At 32.8% G+C, this 17,433-nt stretch carries 17 protein-coding genes; 6 read left to right on the top strand and 11 right to left on the bottom strand.

Features of this window, described 5'->3' with window-relative positions; genetic code table 11:
- The first annotated feature begins 126 nt into the window (after positions 1 to 126).
- From sppA to BSF42_RS12360, 3 genes are all read left to right on the top strand, one after another.
- Positions 127 to 1,884 (top strand): signal peptide peptidase SppA, encoded by a 1,758-nt coding sequence (sppA, locus tag BSF42_RS12370; RefSeq protein ID WP_095953413.1) that lies wholly within the window; start codon positions 127 to 129, stop codon positions 1,882 to 1,884.
- A gap of 10 nt (positions 1,885 to 1,894) precedes the next feature.
- Positions 1,895 to 2,845, top strand: a complete 951-nt coding sequence (locus BSF42_RS12365; RefSeq protein WP_095953412.1) for an alpha/beta hydrolase — start codon at positions 1,895 to 1,897, stop codon at positions 2,843 to 2,845.
- Positions 2,846 to 3,015: 170 nt separating this feature from the next.
- Positions 3,016 to 5,616, top strand: coding sequence for an AsmA-like C-terminal region-containing protein (locus tag BSF42_RS12360; protein ID WP_095953411.1), 2,601 nt, complete (start codon positions 3,016 to 3,018; stop codon positions 5,614 to 5,616).
- A gap of 77 nt (positions 5,617 to 5,693) precedes the next feature.
- Here BSF42_RS12360 and BSF42_RS12355 read toward each other — a convergent pair whose 3' ends face one another.
- Together BSF42_RS12355 and BSF42_RS12350 are read right to left on the bottom strand one after the other, a co-directional pair.
- Entirely contained in the window at positions 5,694 to 6,740 is a 1,047-nt protein-coding gene (locus BSF42_RS12355) for a glycosyltransferase family 9 protein (RefSeq protein WP_095953410.1), read from the bottom strand.
- 254 nt (positions 6,741 to 6,994) lie between these two features.
- Entirely contained in the window at positions 6,995 to 7,789 is a 795-nt protein-coding gene (locus tag BSF42_RS12350) for a DUF2797 domain-containing protein (RefSeq protein WP_095953409.1), read from the bottom strand.
- Positions 7,790 to 8,031: 242 nt separating this feature from the next.
- Between BSF42_RS12350 and BSF42_RS12345 the strand changes: the two genes are divergently transcribed.
- Both BSF42_RS12345 and BSF42_RS12340 read left to right on the top strand, forming a co-directional pair.
- Positions 8,032 to 9,555, top strand: a complete 1,524-nt coding sequence (locus BSF42_RS12345; RefSeq protein ID WP_095953408.1) for a GH3 auxin-responsive promoter family protein — start codon at positions 8,032 to 8,034, stop codon at positions 9,553 to 9,555.
- Positions 9,556 to 9,571: 16 nt separating this feature from the next.
- Positions 9,572 to 9,811 carry a redox-active disulfide protein 2 gene (locus BSF42_RS12340; RefSeq protein ID WP_095953407.1) on the top strand — a complete coding sequence of 80 codons (240 nt, stop codon included), beginning with the start codon at positions 9,572 to 9,574 and terminating at the stop codon, positions 9,809 to 9,811.
- Between the two features lie 489 nt (positions 9,812 to 10,300).
- On the opposite strand, the gene serB is transcribed toward BSF42_RS12340, so the two are convergent.
- The 7 genes from serB to BSF42_RS12305 all read right to left on the bottom strand — a co-directional run bounded on the left by serB (position 10,301) and on the right by BSF42_RS12305 (position 14,360).
- Positions 10,301 to 11,530 (bottom strand): phosphoserine phosphatase SerB, encoded by a 1,230-nt coding sequence (serB, locus tag BSF42_RS12335; RefSeq protein ID WP_095953406.1) that lies wholly within the window; start codon positions 11,528 to 11,530, stop codon positions 10,301 to 10,303.
- Positions 11,531 to 11,682: 152 nt separating this feature from the next.
- Positions 11,683 to 12,123, bottom strand: coding sequence for a VOC family protein (locus tag BSF42_RS12330; protein WP_095953405.1), 441 nt, complete (start codon positions 12,121 to 12,123; stop codon positions 11,683 to 11,685).
- Between the two features lie 35 nt (positions 12,124 to 12,158).
- On the bottom strand, positions 12,159 to 12,596 hold the full coding sequence (locus tag BSF42_RS12325; protein ID WP_095953404.1) for an SRPBCC domain-containing protein: 438 nt from the start codon (positions 12,594 to 12,596) through the stop codon (positions 12,159 to 12,161).
- A gap of 2 nt (positions 12,597 to 12,598) precedes the next feature.
- A complete protein-coding gene (locus tag BSF42_RS12320) occupies positions 12,599 to 13,006 on the bottom strand; it encodes a VOC family protein (protein WP_095953403.1) in 408 nt (135 codons plus the stop codon).
- A 97-nt stretch (positions 13,007 to 13,103) separates the two neighbouring features.
- Positions 13,104 to 13,508, bottom strand: a complete 405-nt coding sequence (locus BSF42_RS12315) for an SRPBCC family protein (RefSeq protein ID WP_095953402.1) — start codon at positions 13,506 to 13,508, stop codon at positions 13,104 to 13,106.
- Between the two features lie 30 nt (positions 13,509 to 13,538).
- Positions 13,539 to 13,949: an SRPBCC domain-containing protein gene (locus BSF42_RS12310; RefSeq protein ID WP_095953401.1), complete on the bottom strand. Its 411-nt coding sequence runs from the start codon at positions 13,947 to 13,949 to the stop codon at positions 13,539 to 13,541.
- 3 nt (positions 13,950 to 13,952) lie between these two features.
- Positions 13,953 to 14,360 (bottom strand): VOC family protein, encoded by a 408-nt coding sequence (locus BSF42_RS12305; RefSeq protein ID WP_095953400.1) that lies wholly within the window; start codon positions 14,358 to 14,360, stop codon positions 13,953 to 13,955.
- A gap of 141 nt (positions 14,361 to 14,501) precedes the next feature.
- Between BSF42_RS12305 and BSF42_RS12300 the strand changes: the two genes are divergently transcribed.
- Positions 14,502 to 15,467: a GlxA family transcriptional regulator gene (locus BSF42_RS12300; RefSeq protein ID WP_095953399.1), complete on the top strand. Its 966-nt coding sequence runs from the start codon at positions 14,502 to 14,504 to the stop codon at positions 15,465 to 15,467.
- A gap of 155 nt (positions 15,468 to 15,622) precedes the next feature.
- Here the strand turns inward: BSF42_RS12300 and BSF42_RS12295 are convergent, their stop codons facing one another.
- Both BSF42_RS12295 and BSF42_RS12290 read right to left on the bottom strand, forming a co-directional pair.
- A complete protein-coding gene (locus BSF42_RS12295; RefSeq protein ID WP_095953398.1) occupies positions 15,623 to 16,270 on the bottom strand; it encodes a murein L,D-transpeptidase catalytic domain-containing protein in 648 nt (215 codons plus the stop codon).
- A 149-nt stretch (positions 16,271 to 16,419) separates the two neighbouring features.
- Positions 16,420 to 17,064: a hypothetical protein gene (locus BSF42_RS12290; protein WP_095953397.1), complete on the bottom strand. Its 645-nt coding sequence runs from the start codon at positions 17,062 to 17,064 to the stop codon at positions 16,420 to 16,422.
- Positions 17,065 to 17,433 lie beyond the last annotated feature (369 nt).

The raw sequence follows: 17,433 nt of genomic DNA, 5'->3' as shown, positions 1-17,433 counted from the left end.
TTAACTAAAACTATTTTAGAATTAACCAATATATTTGTGAAACGACGCCTTAGATTTTATCTAAATCTTAGATGTCTTATTTGTAACAATTTGCCCTTTTTCGCTACTTATTAAAAAAATATACATATGAAGTTTTTAGGAAATGTACTTGCCACCGTAATTGGTATTTTTGTATTTATTATGCTTTTCTTTTTTGGAGCCGTTTTTATCGCTGCCCTTTTTGGCGGAGACGATAAAGTTTCGGTTAAATCTGATTCGGTTATTGAATTTAATCTAAAGGAAATCAAAGATGATTATGCCGGTAAATATAAAGATCCATGGGTAACCGCCTTTTCAGATAAAAAAGGAATTGGTTTAACAGATGTTATTAATGCAATCGAAGCTGCAAAAACAGACGACAATATTAAAGGAATATCGATCTTAAATGATGAATCTTCCCTGGGTCTTGCACAATACAAAGATTTGAGAAATGCTCTGGAAAGTTTTAAAAAATCAGGGAAATTTGTTTGGGCTTATGCCAATACATATTCGCAGAAAGAATATTATTTAACCTCTGTTGCTAACACGATTTATATAAATCCTACAGGAGATTTAGATTTTAAAGGACTATCTTCTGAAGTAATGTTCTTCAAGGATTTTCAAGAAAAATCAGGCATTCACATGGAGGTAATTCGTCACGGAAAATACAAAAGTGCCGTTGAGCCTTTTTTACAAAACAGCATGAGTGATGCTAACAGAGAACAAATTACTGCACTTTTAAATTCTATCTGGTCTACAGTTTCTGCCGATATTTCAAAAAGCAGAAATATTCCGCTGCCAAAATTAAACGAAATTGCAAATGGTCTTTTGGCCAGAACTCCAGAAATGGCAAAAGAACAGCATTTGGTAGATATTATTGCTTATGAAGATGTGTACCATAATGCCATCAGAAAAGCTTTAAAAGTAGATCAAGATGAGGATTACAACAAAATTTCAATTCTAGATTATACAAAAAATAATACCACAACTGCCTTAGCAAATACTGCTGCGGATCAAATTGCTATTATTTACGCTCAAGGCGAAATTGGAAGCGGCGAAGGCGATGTAAATACTATTGGAGAGGGATCCATGCGCCGTTCTTTGCAGGAAGCTAGAAAAAATGACGATGTTAAAGCTATTGTTTTAAGGATTGACAGTCCAGGCGGAAGCGCCCTTACTTCTGATTTAATCTGGAGAGAAATTGAAATTACTAAAAAAGTAAAACCAGTTGTTGTTTCTATGGGTAATTATGCTGCTTCGGGCGGTTATTATATTGCCTGCAACGCCAATAAAATATTTGCTGAAAATAATACTATTACAGGATCTATTGGTGTTTTTGGAGTACTGCCTAACTTTACTCCTCTTGCCAATAAATTGGGTATCAATTCTGAGCAGGTAAAAACCCATGAAAATTCGGCTAATTATAGTCCGTTTGTACCAGTTGATGAAAAGTTCAAAGCTTTTACTTTAGAAGGAGTAGAAAAAATTTACAACACTTTTGTAACTCATGTTGCAGAAGGGCGTAAAATGACTTTTGAACAAGTTGATGCAATTGCACAAGGTCGCGTTTGGTCGGGAACAGAGGCTTTAAAATTAGGTTTAGTAGATAAAATTGGCGGATTGAATGCTGCGATTGTTGAAGCTGCTAAAATTGCTAAAATAAAAAATTACGGTACGCAGAATTATCCTGAATACGAAAAATCTTTTAATGATCTTCTTTCTAGTATGCCTTTTGCAAAATCTAAAGAAGCTTTTATTAAAGAAGAAATCGGAGAGGAAAATTATCTTCTTATCGAACAGGTAAAGAAATTTCAGAAACAAAAAGGAATACAAGCCATGATGCCTTACGGAATCAACATTTATTAATTTATTTAAGATGAATAAGATAATCCTTTTTTTAACGGTTTTGTTTTTGAGCGCTTTAAATGCCCAAAACAAAAAAGAAATTACTTTTAAAGAAGCTCCAGCGGTTCTTAAAATAAACAACGATCAAATATTTGGTACGCTGACGACTCCAGATTTAACCAAAAAATATCCTGTTGCTTTAATCATTGCCGGTTCTGGACCAACGGATAGAAATGGAAATAATCCAATGATGAAAAACAATTCGCTGAAAATGCTGGCAGAAGATTTAGCAAAAAACGGAATTGCATCATTACGCTTTGATAAAAGAGGAATTGGCGAAAGCAAACCTGCCGGAGGAGCATCTGAAAGCAGTTTAGTATTTGAAAATTACATTCAAGATGCTAAAAGCTGGATTAATTTTTTAAGACAAGACAAGCGTTTTTCAAAAGTAATTGTAATTGGTCACAGCGAAGGTTCATTAATAGGAATGATTGCCGCTGTAAAAGCAGATAAGTTTGTTTCGATTGCAGGCGCAGGAGATTCTGCAGATAAAATCATCAAAACGCAGATTGGTGCCCGCTCAATGAAACAGCTTAATGACATGACCTTCCCAATAATCGACAGTTTGAAAAACGGATTTACAGTAAAAAAAGTAGATCCAATGTTGATTTCTCTTTTCAGACCCAGTGTTCAGCCTTACTTAATTTCTTGGTTCAAATACAATCCGCAGGAAGAAATAAAGAAACTCACTATTCCTATATTAATTCTGCAGGGAACTAATGACATACAGGTTTCTGTTAAAGATGCTGAAAATCTATCGCAAGCCAATAAAGCTGCTGAAATGGTGATAATTGACAAAATGAACCACGTTTTAAAAATAGTTGAAGGTGACAGAGATGCCAATTTAGCCAGTTACAACAACGAAACTCTTCCGCTATCAGAAACACTTGTAGACAAGATCGTTTCGTTTATTCAGAAGTAAATGAAATAAAGCATATTTAAAATCCGTTTGAAACTATATCAAACGGATTTTTTTATTTACTATTTAAGTAAAATTCTTACAATTTAAGAAAACTTTATATGTCACTCTGCTAAAAAAAACTATTTTTGCAGGAGTCGATTTTAATAAGTTAAACCCTCAAATCTATTTATATGTTAAAGAAAGTTTTAAAAATAACTGCCATAGTCATTGTGGTATTTGTTGCCACATTATTTGCCATTCCGTATTTCTTTAAAGATCAAATTAAAGCCAAAATTGCTGATGCGATTAACGAAAGCGTTGATGCCAAAGTAAGTTTTAAAGATGCTGACTTAAGTTTATTCAAAAATTTCCCAAACGCAACGGTGGGAATTGAAAAACTAGTTATTATCAACAAAGCGCCATTTGAAGGCGACACTTTAGTTTCGCTGGGCGAATTGAATTTAAAAATGAGTATTAAAGAGCTTTTCAAAGGAAAAGAGGAACCTTTAAACATTCAAGGAATTAGTTCTACAAACGGACTCGTAAATATTATTTTTAATAAAGACGGTGTTGGAAACTTTGACATTGCTTTAAAAGATAAAAAAGAAGACAAAAAAGACGAAGCAGGTAAACCGCTTTCTTTGAAAATTCAAAATTATAAAATCGAGAATTTTACTTTTAGATATATCGATCAAGGTTCAAAAATTAAAATGGTAATAGACAGTTTAAACCACGAAGGAACTGGAGATTTTACCAATTCAAAATTAGATTTGAATACAAAAACTACTGCGAAAGTTTCATTGGACATGGATAAAATGAATTACATGAAAAATGTAAAACTTACTTTAGACGCCGTTCTTGGAATTGATTTGGAAAAAAGCAAATATACTTTTAAAGAGAATAAAGCTTTAATTAACCAATTGCCATTAGAGTTTGATGGTTTTATTCAAATGGCTGAAAACAAACAGATTTACGATTTGAAGTTTAAAACGCCTACTTCATCGTTTACAAACTTTTTAGGTTTAATTCCTTCAGCGTATGCTTCCAGCTTAGACGGCGTAAAAACTACTGGAGATTTTACAGTAGATGGTTTTGCTAAAGGTGAATTAACAGAAACCACTGTTCCGAAATTCAATATTAAGATTGCCTCAAATAATGCTTCATTCCAATATCCAAACCTTCCAAAATCGGTTCAGAATATTGTAATTGATACCAAAATTATCAACGAAACTGGAATTCTAAATGATACTTATGTCAATTTAGATAAATTATCTTTCAGAATTGATCAGGATATTTTTAACGCCAAAGCGAATATCAAAAACATAACCGTAAACCCGATTGTTGATGCTGCTTTGAAAGGAACAATTAACTTGGCGAATCTTTCAAAAGCATATCCAATTAAAATGGATAAGCCTCTGGCAGGTATTTTAAAGGCTGATGTTACCACTAATTTTGACATGGCTTCTGTAGAAAAAAGTCAATATCAAAACATTAAAAATGCTGGAACAATGAGTTTATCAGGATTTAAATACACTGATGAAAACAATAAATCTATGAATATCAGCACGGCATTGGTTGAATTTAATCCGAGTACAATTAACCTAAAACAGTTTAATGCAACAACTGGAAAAAGTGATATCGCTATCAACGGAGTCTTAGAAAATTTCTATGGTTTTATGTTTAAGAAACAAGAACTGAGAGGAAACTTCAATATGAGTTCGAATCAATTAGCTGTTGATGATTTTATGACTTCTGGAGAACCTGCAAAAACAGAGACCAAAACTCCGGCAAAACCAGCAGAAGCAATGAAAATTCCAGCTTTCTTGAATTGTACTTTAAATGCAAAAGCAACCACAGTTTTGTATGACAATTTAAAACTAAAAGATGTTTCTGGAAAGTTACTTATCAAAGATGAAAAAGCAACTTTGGAAAACTTTAAAACAAATATTTTCGGAGGGTCTATTGGTCTTAACGGAGCTGTTTCTACCAAAGAAAAGGTGCCGACTTTTGATATGAATCTTGGATTTAATCAAGTTGATATTGCACAGACTTTCACGCAATTGGATATGATGAAAAAAATTGCACCAATTGCCGGAATTATCAACGGTAAATTAAATTCTACTATTAAGTTAAAAGGAAATTTAGATGCTAAAGAATTGACTCCCGATTTAAAATCAATTTCTGGGGATTTAATTGGCCAGTTACTTTCAACTACTGTAAATTCCAGCAATTCTACTTTGCTAAATGCGTTAAGTTCAAACGTTAAGTTTATTGATTTGAACAAAGTAAATTTAAATGATATCAAAGCTGCATTAACTTTTGACAATGGAAAAGTAAACATAAAGCCTTTTGATATAAAATATCAGGATATTAAAGTAACAGTTGGCGGAACCCACGGTTTTGATCAAACTATGAATTATAGCCTAAAATTTGACGTTCCTGCCAAATATCTAGGAACTGAAGCAAATGCCTTAATTGCCAAAATGTCTCCTGCAGATGCTGCAAAACTGGATAATATTCCAATTAATGCGTCTTTAACTGGAAACTTTTCAAGTCCTAAAATCAGTACGGATATGAAAACGGCTGTAAACAGTTTAACTACACAATTGGTTAACCAGCAGAAAGAAAAATTAACGCAAAAAGGAACTGCGGCGCTTACAGACTTAATCAATAAGAATACTAAAGCGAAAGACACAACGCAGGCTGCAAAAACAGAAAAAGAGCAGAAAACTCAAGAAGCGACCAAAAAAGCAAGTGATTTGCTGAATGGTTTATTCAAGAAGAAGAAGTAATCTGTTTCTTATCATAAAAAAAATCCTGTTCTAGATTTTATCTTGGAACAGGATTTCTTTTTTATTTCAACTTAATATTACTTTTCTAGAATTGCTTTTATTTCTTTTATAAAATCTGGAACTCCTAGAATATTTGTATCTAAACCTTTACTTCCGTTTCCGTAAGGCTCATATTTTTTGATATTAGCGCCAGAAAATAAACCTAGCGTTGGTGCTTTTGAAGCACTGGACAAATGCATAATTCCGCTGTCTGCACTTATAAAAACATCTACATTTGCTAATACTGAACCGATCTCGCGAACATCCTTACTGTAAAAAGATGGCGCTTGAAAATTGATTTGAGAAACATTTTCAACTGGTAAAACTTCCAAAATATTATCATTTGGAAATTCTTTTTTTAATTCAGTATAAAACGCTTCCCACCAAGTAGGATTATAGCATTTTTCGCCAGTTGCATAGGTAAAAATCGCAATTGTCTTTTTGTCTGCGTCGACAATATCGTTAACTATTTTTTTTCCGTTTGCAATTTCTTCTTGAGATAATTTTAAATCAATTAGCGCAACAGGCTCTTTTTTATCTTCTAAACCAAACTGGCTTAAAAAATACCTAAAATTATAAACTGGATATTTTGCAATATGATTGTAATCGTCAAAGTTCAATTGAACATTTTCTGGAAGATCCCCAAAAAATTTGTATTTCGCACTCGAAAATTGAGCCGCCAATCTGCCCGAAGATGAATTTTGATCTACATTAATTACAAGATCATAGTTCTGTGCTTTAATTAAAGTCCAAACTTTAAAGTACTTTATTAATTCTTTAAAAGGTTTTTTGGGAAGATGAATTATTTTGTCAATGTCAGTATATTTCTCAAAAACAATTGGCGCAACCATTCCTTTTACGAACACATCAATTTTGCATTCGGGAAAAGTTTTACTCACTTCTTGAACCAGTGGCGTAATTAAAAGCATATTGCCCAATCGTCCGTTTGGTCTGCAGATTAAGACTTTTTTAATTTTTGTCGTATCTATTTTTCCGCCTTTACTGTTACCGGCACTGCCAATATTCTTAGTTAAAGTACGCATAAGGCTTCGCCTGACAATGTTAACTTTTTTTAAGTTACTCATTCAATAATTAATATTTAGGATTAAAAAAGCTTTAGATTTGACTCTAATAGTTTGGTATGGAACTATTTCAAATCTACACTAATTATTTTCTAAAATTAAATTCTTTGAATAAGGCAACATTACAAAATTGTAAAGAAATCTTTTATAATTCACATCATTTAATCTGAAAACGAGATTAAAAATACAAAAATTATGATTTTCATTAACAATTACTAGACGATTTTGTTATAATACTAGACGAGCAGTCAATTACACTAGACGTTTATAGATACCACATATCCTTCGGAACCACGAATATTGAAGACTGTGCCGTTTTCAAATAGTAAATACTGCCCTTTAATTCCAGTTAATTTGCCGCTGAATGAAGGCGTTTTATCCAAATTCAAACTATTTACTTTTGCTGGGTAACTTAGAACAGGATAATTTAGTTCATAAACGTCGTTTTTTTGACTGTAAAAATAATCTTTGACTTCAGCAGGAATCAAATTCTCAACTTTTGATTTTTCCAAAATTAAATCACATCCTTCAGCTGTACATTGCAGCATTTTTCGCCAATTGGTTTTATCCGCATAATAATCTTTCAAGGCTACCTCCGTAATACCAGCCAAATATCTATTTGGAACCTCAACAATTGAAATTGCCTGTGTAGCACCTTGATCAATCCATCTTGTAGGCACCTGCGTTTTACGTGTAACTCCAACTTTAATTTCACTTGATAATGCTAGATATACTACGTGTGGCTGTAATTGTGCTTTTGACTCATAATCTAGATCTCGGTCTGCAATTCCTAAATGTGCCGTACTTAATTCTGGTCTCATGATCCAATCGCCCACTGCTGGACTTGAATAGAAACAATCGTAACAGAAGCCTTGTCGGTATATTTTTTTCTTTTTACTGCAATTCAAACACTGACAGCCAATAAAATTAATTTCGATCTCTTTATCTAATAATTGATTCATATGTAGAAAACTATCTTCGAAAACCAAATAATATTGAATTGGACTTCCCAATTCAGTTTGCATTTTTGTCAGGACACCTTGATATTGCATTCGCTTTTTATTTTTATTGCTGATTTAGATTTATCAAAAAGAATTAAAATTTTTAGTGTTAAAATTCTACTTACTATGTAGAATCTTTACTAGAAATCGGATTGTTTTTTACAAAAAAATACTATTTTTGATATGAGGACAAAGTTACTATTTGTCTCTCGATATTCAAATTTTAAGTTTTTTGTTTTTACAATGTTTGTAGAATTTAAAAACCTAAAATCAGCAATCTTAAAAACAAATTCATGCCACTATCTATAATCAATTCGTTTGCATCTTGGGTTCTTAAACAAAGGATCCATCAAATAGAACTTTTTTTAAAATATCCAAATGAAGTTCAAGAAGAATTACTGCACAACTTATTGACGGCATCTGAAAATACTGTTATTGGAAAACAATATGAATTTTCGAGTATAAACTCCTATCAAACCTTTGCAGAAAGAGTTCCAATTGCAACTTATGAGGAACTGCAGCCACTGATTGAACGCACGCGTTTAGGCGAACAAAACGTTTTTTGGGAAACTCCTATTAAATGGTTTGCTAAATCGAGCGGTACAACAAATGCAAAAAGTAAATTTATTCCCGTTAGTACGGAGGCGCTGGAAGATTGCCATTACAAAGGCAGTAAAGATCTTTTATGCCTTTACTTGAACAATAATGAAGATTCTGAACTGTTTTTAGGAAAAAGTCTTCGTTTGGGCGGAAGCTCTCAGATTTACGAAAACAACAATACTTTCTTTGGAGATTTATCGGCAATTTTGATTGAAAATATGCCAATTTGGGCCGAATTCAGCAGTACACCAAGCAGTAAAACTTCGTTAATGAGCGAATGGGAAACTAAAATGGCTGCGATTATTAATGAAACTAAAAATGAAAATGTAACCAGTTTTGCGGGAGTTCCTTCCTGGATGCTGGTTTTAATGAATAAGGTTTTAGAAAACACAGGAAAGCAGAGTTTATTAGAAATTTGGCCAAATCTTGAAGTTTACTTTCATGGCGGTGTGAGTTTTTCTCCGTATAAAGAGCAATACAAGAAAATTTTACCAAGTAAAGATTTTAAATACTACGAAATTTACAATGCCTCTGAAGGTTTCTTTGCGATTCAGGATTTGAATAATTCAAGCGATTTATTGCTGATGCTGGATTACGGAATTTTCTATGAATTTATTCCAATGGATACTTTTGGAACTCCGAATCAAAAAGTAATTCGTTTGGCCGATGTTGAATTGAATAAAAACTACGCAATTGTTATTACTACGAATTCTGGCCTGTGGCGTTATTTGATTGGCGATACGGTTCGTTTTACTTCTTTAAACCCTTATAGAATTAGAGTTACTGGAAGAACGAAACATCATATAAATGTTTTTGGTGAAGAATTAATGGTCGAAAATACCGATCAGGCAATTGCAAAAGCCTGCCAGATTACTCAAACCGAAGTAATCGATTATACGGTTGCCCCTATTTTTATGCAGGACAAAGAAAAAGGTGCGCACGAATGGATGATCGAATTTAAGAAAAGACCTTCTGATGTTGGTCTTTTCCAAAAAGTCCTTGATGAAACTTTACAGACTTTAAATTCTGATTACGAAGCAAAACGCTATAATAATATGACTTTAAATCCGCTGGTGATTAATGTAGCGCGTGAGAACTTATTTTACGATTGGTTAAAGGAACGTGATAAATTGGGCGGACAGCATAAGATTCCGAGACTTTCGAATCAGAGAGATTATTTGGAACAGTTGAAGGAGATGCAATCTATTAAAGTTTAATTTGTACCAAACTAAAATGAAAAAGAATTTTAGCGAAATGAGTAATGAGGAATTAATCAAGACTCAAAAATCATTAAAAACAGTGACTTACCTTTTTGGAGTTGTATTGCTTCTTTTATTTGGCCTTAATATATTTCTTGTCGCTAATAAAGGCTTTAGTGCTTCTAATGTTATTCCGATTGCATTGCTTCCTATTTTTATTTTGAATATGAATACTTTGAAGGAAATGAAAAAGGAGTTGGAGTCGAGAGAATAATTTTGACTGCCGAATTTCCTGTGTGATTCTTCGTTCCTCAGAATTACAACTTTCTACTGAATTACCACTAGCTTTAGCTAGTGGTAGAAAAATTGATTTACTCAATGGCTTTAGCCGAATACTACATTGCTAAATAATTTGGCTAAAGCCTTTAGATGCTTTACTATTTATTGCTCCAGCTAAAGCTGGAGGCTATTCAAATAATTCTAATGTATTTTTTCTTTATTAATTTGAAGAACTTTTAAAATGCTAATTCCACTAAATCGCATAAGGGATAGAAGTGGAAATCCTTTTGTGCCGGGGTTCGGCACAAAAGATTGAAACGGATAGCCCGACCCGCCTTTTTCTGGCGGGATATGCCCATAAAAAAACCTTAATTCAAATGATGAACTAAGGTTTTTTGTTTTGATTTGATTGTCAGGCTGAGCGAAGTCGAAGCCATTTTCGACACGAATGCCCTTCGACTTCGCTCAGGGTGACAAACGTTTATTACATCATATCAATATATCGATCGTGATATCCTAAAAGGTATAAAACACCATCAAGTCCTAAACTTGAAATGGAAGTTGAGGCACTTTCTTTTACTTTTGGTTTGGCGTGAAAAGCAATTCCAAGACCCGCTAAATTTAGCATAGGCAAGTCGTTTGCACCGTCTCCAACCGCAATAGTTTGGTTAATGTGGATTCCTTCTTTTTCTGCAATTGCTTTTAAGAATTCGGCTTTTTTTTGACCGTCTACAATATCACCAATATATTTACCGGTTAGTTTTCCGTCTTTTATTTCTAATTGATTGGCATGAACGTAATCTATTCCTAATTCTTTTTGAAGATATTCTCCAAAATAAGTAAATCCTCCAGAAAGGATTGCCGTTTTGTAGCCGTAGTATTTTAGGGCTTTCATTAAACGATGAGCGCCTTGTGTTATTGGTAAATTGACAGCAACGTTTTGTAAAACTTCTTCGCTTAAACCTTCTAGCAATGCCATACGCTGCTTGAAACTTTCGTTGAAATCAATTTCACCATTCATTGCCGATTCTGTAATGGCTCTTACTTGTTCTCCTACTCCGTTAAGTTCTGCCAGCTCGTCGATTACTTCGGTTTGGATTAAAGTTGAATCCATATCGAAACAAACCAGACGGCGGTTTCTTCTGTAAATATTATCTTCTTGGAAAGAAATGTCGACGTTAAGTGTTCTGGAAATTTCCATGAAACTTGCCGTCATGATGATCTTGTTTACAATTTCGCCTGTTACAGACAATTGAATACAAGAACGCGGATATTGTTCTTTTTCGACAATAGAAGTTCTTCCTGTTAATCTGATGATCGAATCGATATTTAGGTTTTGATCTGACATTATTTTGGTTACCGCTGCCAATTGTGACGCCGCCAGTTTTTCGCCCAAAATATTTATAATATAACGCTGTTTCGATTGTGATTTTACCCACTTTTCGTAATCATCTATAGAGATTGGAATAAATTTGACTTTGATTTCCAATTCATACGCTTTAAACAAAAGGTCTTTTAAAACAGGTCCAGAGGAAGATCCCGCTTCAATCTCGAATAAAATTCCAAGTGACAGTGTATCATGAATATCGGCTTGGCCTATATCCAAAATATTAGCATCATAAGCAGCTAATACAGCCGTTAAACCTGCTGTAACCCCAATTTTATCGTGTCCTGAAACTTTTAATAAAATTATCTCTTTATCTTCTATCGCCATTTTTCCTTTTATTGATTTTGAAGCGACAAAAATCGACAATCTCTCGTTGATAAAAAAGAATAATCATTGTTTTTTTGAAACGTAAAAGCACATTTTCATGTGCTTTTACAAGTAATTTAACAATTATGTTCTACTATTAAAATTACCTAACTTTAAAATTCTCCTGATGGCTGATTTTTATCAAAACTCACCATCCAGTTTACTCCAAATTTGTCTTTAAACATTCCGAAGTAAGATCCCCAGAAAGTGTCATTCATCGCCATTTCTACCTTTCCTCCTGCAGAAAGTCCAGTAAAAATTTTATCAGCTTCTTCTCTACTTTCTGTATTGATTGAAATTGAAAAATTATCGCCAAAACCAACATCTCCATACCTTGGATGACTGTCACTTCCCATTAAAATGGTGTTTCCAATTGGGAGTGATACGTGCATGATTCTATTTTGAGCTTCCTCAGAAAGTTGTTCACCTTCTTCTGCCGGTGCGTCTTTATATCTTCCCATGTATGGAAATTCTCCACCAAAAACTGATTTATAAAACAGAAATGCTTCTTCGCACGTTCCGTTAAACATTAAATAAGGGTTTACTGCTGCCATGATCTTTTTTATTAATTGTTAATTGTATGTCTGTTTTACTTCTCGGATAATTCTTTTATTATTTCCAAGGCTTTTGGAAACGCATTTTTAAAATAATCCAAATGTTGTTCGACGACATCAACCTGACAAATTAAGTCTATAAATTCATCATCCTGAATTAATCGATAGGTTTCCATTGCCCCTAACCACTGTTTTGATTCTTCGTTGAGGGGCTGTTCTTTAAAATCCTTGATTTCGCCTGCATTTTTAAAAGCTATGTATTCGTTTGGAATTTTAGTTTCTATAATACTATTCATTCCACCGCCGTCAGGCCCAAGAAATTGCACTTTATCACCTTCTTTCCAATCACTTACTGCATATGATCCTTCATAAAAAACTCCTGCCCATTTTCTGTAGGTTTCATCATTCCATAGAACCGACCATACTTTTTCTGCCGAAGCTTTGATTCTAATTTTAAATTCTAATGTTTCCATAATTACGATAGTTTAGTAAAATCCATAAATAAAACATTCCAACGATGACCGTCTAAATCGGCAAAACCAAAACCGTACATCCATCCTTGGCTTTCTACAGGAGGAGAAAAAATTGTGCCTCCGGCTTCTTCAACTTTTTCTGCTAACTTGTCTACCTCCTCCCTATTTTCTGCATCAATCGAAATCAGAACTTCTGAACTCGCTTTAGTATCGGTAATACTATTTTGAGAAAAACTTGAAAAAAGCATCTCTTCAAAAAGCATTACAACAAAATGTCCTTCGCCTACAATCATGCACGTCGAGCTAGGAGTGTCATGTTGTTCATTGAACGAAAAACCAATTTTCCAGAAAAAATCTTTCGCTTTTGCTACATCCTTTACAGGAAGATTCAACCATATTTGTTTTGTCATTTTTTTTGTTTTTTGGTTTGATATTATGCTAGTAAGTAATTTTAACTTTAACCTTTGTAACTTTGAACCTTTGAACCTTTATAACTCAAAAAACAATTTAGTTGTTTTCTGCGTAATTTTTAAAATTATCCAAAATTGCCTGCCAGCCATCACGCTGCATATCTTCAGGATTTTGCGTTTCTGGATCAAAACTTTCTATGATTTCAACACCGCCTGGAGTTTCAGTAAATTTGATTTCAACCTTTCTGCCATCTGCCATAACATATTGCAGTGCGCTGTTCGGTTGTACCAAAGTAAATTCGCCTTCAAAATCAAAACTCATACTTCCGTCTTTTGCAGCCATAGTCGATTTAAATTTCCCTCCTTCTCTTAAATCAGATTCTGCATAAGGAGTGTGCCAATCTGGAGATGCGAAACTCCAATTTTTTACATGTTCTGGTTTATTCCAAAATTCCCAAACTTTCTCAAGCGATGCTTTAACGGTATTTTTTACTGTGATCATTATATTTTGTTTTACAATTTATAAATTGAATTATTCTTTAAAATTTTCAACGTAGTTTTTAAAATTCTGGATGATGGCAGCACAAAACTGCTTTTCCACCTGAGCTAATTCTATTGTTGTGGGTTCAAATGTTTCCGTAAGTTTTACATTATCCCCTTCAATTTCAAAACGAACATTAGCCGTTCTGTCATCCAAAAGTTTGTATTCTATTAATGACAATTTTTCGATTTTAGTATAAATACCTTCAAAATCAAAACCATCACTTCCGTCTTTAAGTGCCATGGTAAATTTAAACGTACTTCCTGTTTTCAAAATATTTTCTACATAAGGCGTGTGCCAATCTGCAGAAGCGTTATTCCAATTCATAATATGCTCAGGCAATGTCCACAAATCCCAAACTCTCTCTATTGGCGCATTAATTATAATTTGTACCGAAACCATCTTTTAATTATTTGGAATCTGACTTTCATCCATAAAAAATACTTCCCAATGATGTCCGTCTATATCTAAGAAAGTTCTTTGATACATCCATCCATAATCCTTTGGTTCGATATAATCAGTTCCGCCGGCTTTAACTGCTTTCTCCAATATATCATCTACTTTTTCACGTGATTCCATTGAAATAGAAATAAGAACTTCACTAGCTTTAGCCGTATTACAAATTTCTTTATTGGTAAATGTTTTATAAAACTCCTCTACCAAAAGCATGACGTTTATATTTTTACCAATTATCAAACAAGTACCTTTCTCATTTGTAAACTTTGGGTTAAACGAAAAACCCAATTCAGTAAAAAATGATATTGCTTTATTTAAATCTTTTACAGCCAGATTTAAGAATATTTTAGTTTCCATCTTTATAAAATTACAAATTAATTAAAACAAATGTAATTTTTTAAGATTAGTTTAAAATGACAATAAAAGTCATTTTTAGGGGCATTTAAGACAAATTGTTTATTTTTGTTTCAATATGAAATTTCAAAAACACGAAATATTATGAGCAAGAAATTAGGATTAATCGTGCCTCACGACTATAAATTATTAAGTATTGCGGCTATTTTAGAAGTATTTGAAACGACAAATAAACTCAGTTCTGGAGCTGAAAAACCATTCGATATCATGATTTTTCAATCGAAAGAACAAAGTGATCAGGGAAATTTATTTGGTTATGAAAGCAAAACAATTGAAAACTCAGATATTATTTTAGACCTAATTTTAATTCCAGCATTCACGACTGACAATATGAGTGAAATGATTAAAAAGAACAAAAATTTCATTCCGTGGCTGCAAAAACAACATCAGGCTGGAGCCGAATTGGCAAGTTTTTGCACGGGAGCATTTTTGTTTGCCGCTTCTGGCCTGCTCAACGAAAAATTAGCAACTACACACGTTGATGCGTGCAGTGCTTTTACAAAAGCATTTCCGATGGTAAAACTAAAACCAGAAGAAACCCTAACTGCCGACGGAAGTTTATACACCAGTGGGGGATCAACCTCAACATTTCATTTATTGATTTTATTGGTTCAAAAATTCTGCGGAAACGAAATGGCTGTCAACATTGCCAAGATATTTTCGATAGATTTAAATCGATACAAACAGAGTTATTTTAGCACTTTTAGACCTAATCATCTGCATAATGATACTTTGGTTGCCATGTTACAGCAAAAAATTGAAAGTCAGTATCATTCAATAGAAAAGCTCGAAGAAATCACCAAAGATATTCCGACAAGCGCCAGAAACATGACACGTCGTTTTAAACAAGTAACAGGAATCCCGCCAATTGAATACCTGCAAAATATAAGAGTCGAAAGCTCTAAAAAATACTTGGAACAAACCCAGCTTTCTATTTCAGAAATTATCGAAAAAACTGGTTATAACGATCCAAAAGCTTTTAGAAAAGTATTTTATAAAATGGTTGGAATGAAACCAATTGAATATCGAGAAAAATTTAGGGTGCAGTAATTTTTTTAGCAGCAGCTTATTTTCGTTTTCAAAAGAAAGTTTTGTCCTGCTCTACACTATATCTTTTGCTCTGAACCCCAGAGCAAAAGGATGCCGTTTCGATCAGGGCTAAGAGAGAACTATCATTTTCATAAAAACTAAAAACCTTTCTAAGATTAGGATTTAATAATCCACATCAAAACTTTTTTGTTTGTTTTTAGGAGCTCGTCGATTTCTTTCATGCTTTCATTTGAAACCGCTGGACAACCCCAGCCTTCTGGTGTTCCTTCAGGATACACTTCTGTATTTGGAACAGCTTCCCAAGAATGGAGTACAATGGCACGGTTTCGAGCATTAGAATTTGTTTTGTCTTTTCCCTGTAAAATATAATTAACTTTTATTCCCCACTGACTTATACCACGATTTAAAATCACATATTTACCAATAGAAGAACAATGCGAATCAAATTCGTTACTTATTTGAACATTCTCTTTTGAAGAAGTCGCACCCCATCGATTATCACCACAACCATGACTTACTATATAGGATTTTGAAACAACGTTCTTTTTTAAATCATAAACAAAAAATCTTTTAAGTCCAGAATGTAATCCTAAATCAATTAATATAAATTTACTCTGATTCAAATTGTTTGCCTTGCAGTATTGTTTTGCTTCTTTATAGTATTTGCTGTAATCGATTTCAACTCGACGATTATCTTGTGTAACTTCTTTTCTATTTTCATTTTTAGAAATAACAACTTGAGCCTCTTTTTGATTACAAGATAATATCCAGGCCATAGCAATAACAAAAAACATATTTTTCATGTTTACAATTTACATAAAATCTGAAACGGAAATGATAACGAAAAAGTATAAAAAAACCTGTTCAAAATAAATGAACAGGTTTTATAAATTGAGTTTCGTTAATTTTTTCACTAATTAGATCAGAATTATTTCTTACATCTTTAAAAAATTTAATTTAATTCATAATTTGAAATTTCGTCAACAACAGCCCATTTATTTTTTACTTTTTGCATTACTACTACTTTTGCATTTGAAAATCCAAAAAATGGTGTGGTTGTAATATTAAATTGAAAAATTAAATATTTTTTATCATAAATAATTGGTTGTGACAATCCAATTACAAGAGTATTGTTTAGTAAATTATTTATTTCTGAATCATCTCCTTTATTTGAGTTTGCCACAAACCTAACAAATGAAATGAACTTTATTTTATCTAAATCCAAATCCGTCTTATTCCATTGCTCATCGGTGATATTTGATATAGCGTATTTTTTATCATCATGATATTTATTTTTCATAATCGTAAATGCCCTATCATTAAACAAAGGTCTTTTGGCTCCACCGTACAATTCATTATAGTCAAGTTTATCATTTTCAGATCTTGGAAATTGTCCTTGAAAAATTTGTAAAGTTACATTTGGATTCAATTTTTCTTTAATCACAATTATTTCATTCGCTTTGTCTTTTACTTGCAATTTTAAATATTGATTAATTACTTGATAAAAATCCTGGTTATCAAATATTGCAGTTGCCTTTTTTTGGGCATATGTTAAGCTACAAAAAAAAGTGACTAGTAAAATAATATTTTTTTTCATTATAATTCTGTTCTCCAACTTTTGTCTTTAAGTTTGACTGCACTGTAAAAGGAACTTCTATAATTTCGCCTTTATCACCAGAACTGACAATTGATTTACTCCATTCAACATCTTTAATATAATTCAGTAATTCAAAATTTTCAGAAGTCACATTATTTGTAAACAATGTTGAGCTTCGGTTGCAGAAGCAGAAACTGAATCTTCGGCAGTACATGCATAAAACAGTAAAATGACCACACTAAAAATAAAGGGTAATTTTTCCAACATAGTTCCTAAATTGATCGTTAGCTGACACGAATATAATAATTTTATAAGAAATTACACCTATTAAAATCAAATAACAAAACTTTTAACTCAATACTTCCCGTA

This window comes from Flavobacterium sp. ACN6 (assembly GCF_002304005.1).
In the GTDB taxonomy this organism is placed as follows: Bacteria; Bacteroidota; Bacteroidia; order Flavobacteriales; family Flavobacteriaceae; genus Flavobacterium.
The sequence above is the reverse complement of the archived record's forward strand: the minus strand, read 5'-3'. Positions and strand labels throughout refer to the sequence as shown.

Excerpts from the sequence above, each read along its gene's own strand:
- BSF42_RS12290 (WP_095953397.1), bottom strand. The coding sequence starts at position 17,064 with ATGAAAAAAAATATTATTTTACTAGTCACTTTTTTTTGTAGCTTAACA.
- BSF42_RS12320 (WP_095953403.1), bottom strand. The coding sequence starts at position 13,006 with ATGACAAAACAAATATGGTTGAATCTTCCTGTAAAGGATGTAGCAAAA.
- BSF42_RS12305 (WP_095953400.1), bottom strand. The coding sequence starts at position 14,360 with ATGGAAACTAAAATATTCTTAAATCTGGCTGTAAAAGATTTAAATAAA.
- BSF42_RS12360 (WP_095953411.1), top strand. The coding sequence starts at position 3,016 with ATGTTAAAGAAAGTTTTAAAAATAACTGCCATAGTCATTGTGGTATTT.
- serB (WP_095953406.1), bottom strand. The coding sequence starts at position 11,530 with ATGGCGATAGAAGATAAAGAGATAATTTTATTAAAAGTTTCAGGACAC.
- BSF42_RS12340 (WP_095953407.1), top strand. The coding sequence starts at position 9,572 with ATGAAAAAGAATTTTAGCGAAATGAGTAATGAGGAATTAATCAAGACT.
- BSF42_RS12315 (WP_095953402.1), bottom strand. The coding sequence starts at position 13,508 with ATGATCACAGTAAAAAATACCGTTAAAGCATCGCTTGAGAAAGTTTGG.
- BSF42_RS12330 (WP_095953405.1), bottom strand. The coding sequence starts at position 12,123 with ATGGCAGCAGTAAACCCTTATTTAATGTTTAACGGAACGTGCGAAGAA.
- BSF42_RS12345 (WP_095953408.1), top strand. The coding sequence starts at position 8,032 with ATGCCACTATCTATAATCAATTCGTTTGCATCTTGGGTTCTTAAACAA.
- BSF42_RS12365 (WP_095953412.1), top strand. The coding sequence starts at position 1,895 with ATGAATAAGATAATCCTTTTTTTAACGGTTTTGTTTTTGAGCGCTTTA.
- BSF42_RS12355 (WP_095953410.1), bottom strand. The coding sequence starts at position 6,740 with ATGAGTAACTTAAAAAAAGTTAACATTGTCAGGCGAAGCCTTATGCGT.
- BSF42_RS12325 (WP_095953404.1), bottom strand. The coding sequence starts at position 12,596 with ATGGAAACATTAGAATTTAAAATTAGAATCAAAGCTTCGGCAGAAAAA.
- BSF42_RS12310 (WP_095953401.1), bottom strand. The coding sequence starts at position 13,949 with ATGGTTTCGGTACAAATTATAATTAATGCGCCAATAGAGAGAGTTTGG.
- BSF42_RS12350 (WP_095953409.1), bottom strand. The coding sequence starts at position 7,789 with ATGCAATATCAAGGTGTCCTGACAAAAATGCAAACTGAATTGGGAAGT.
- BSF42_RS12300 (WP_095953399.1), top strand. The coding sequence starts at position 14,502 with ATGAGCAAGAAATTAGGATTAATCGTGCCTCACGACTATAAATTATTA.
- BSF42_RS12295 (WP_095953398.1), bottom strand. The coding sequence starts at position 16,270 with ATGAAAAATATGTTTTTTGTTATTGCTATGGCCTGGATATTATCTTGT.
- sppA (WP_095953413.1), top strand. The coding sequence starts at position 127 with ATGAAGTTTTTAGGAAATGTACTTGCCACCGTAATTGGTATTTTTGTA.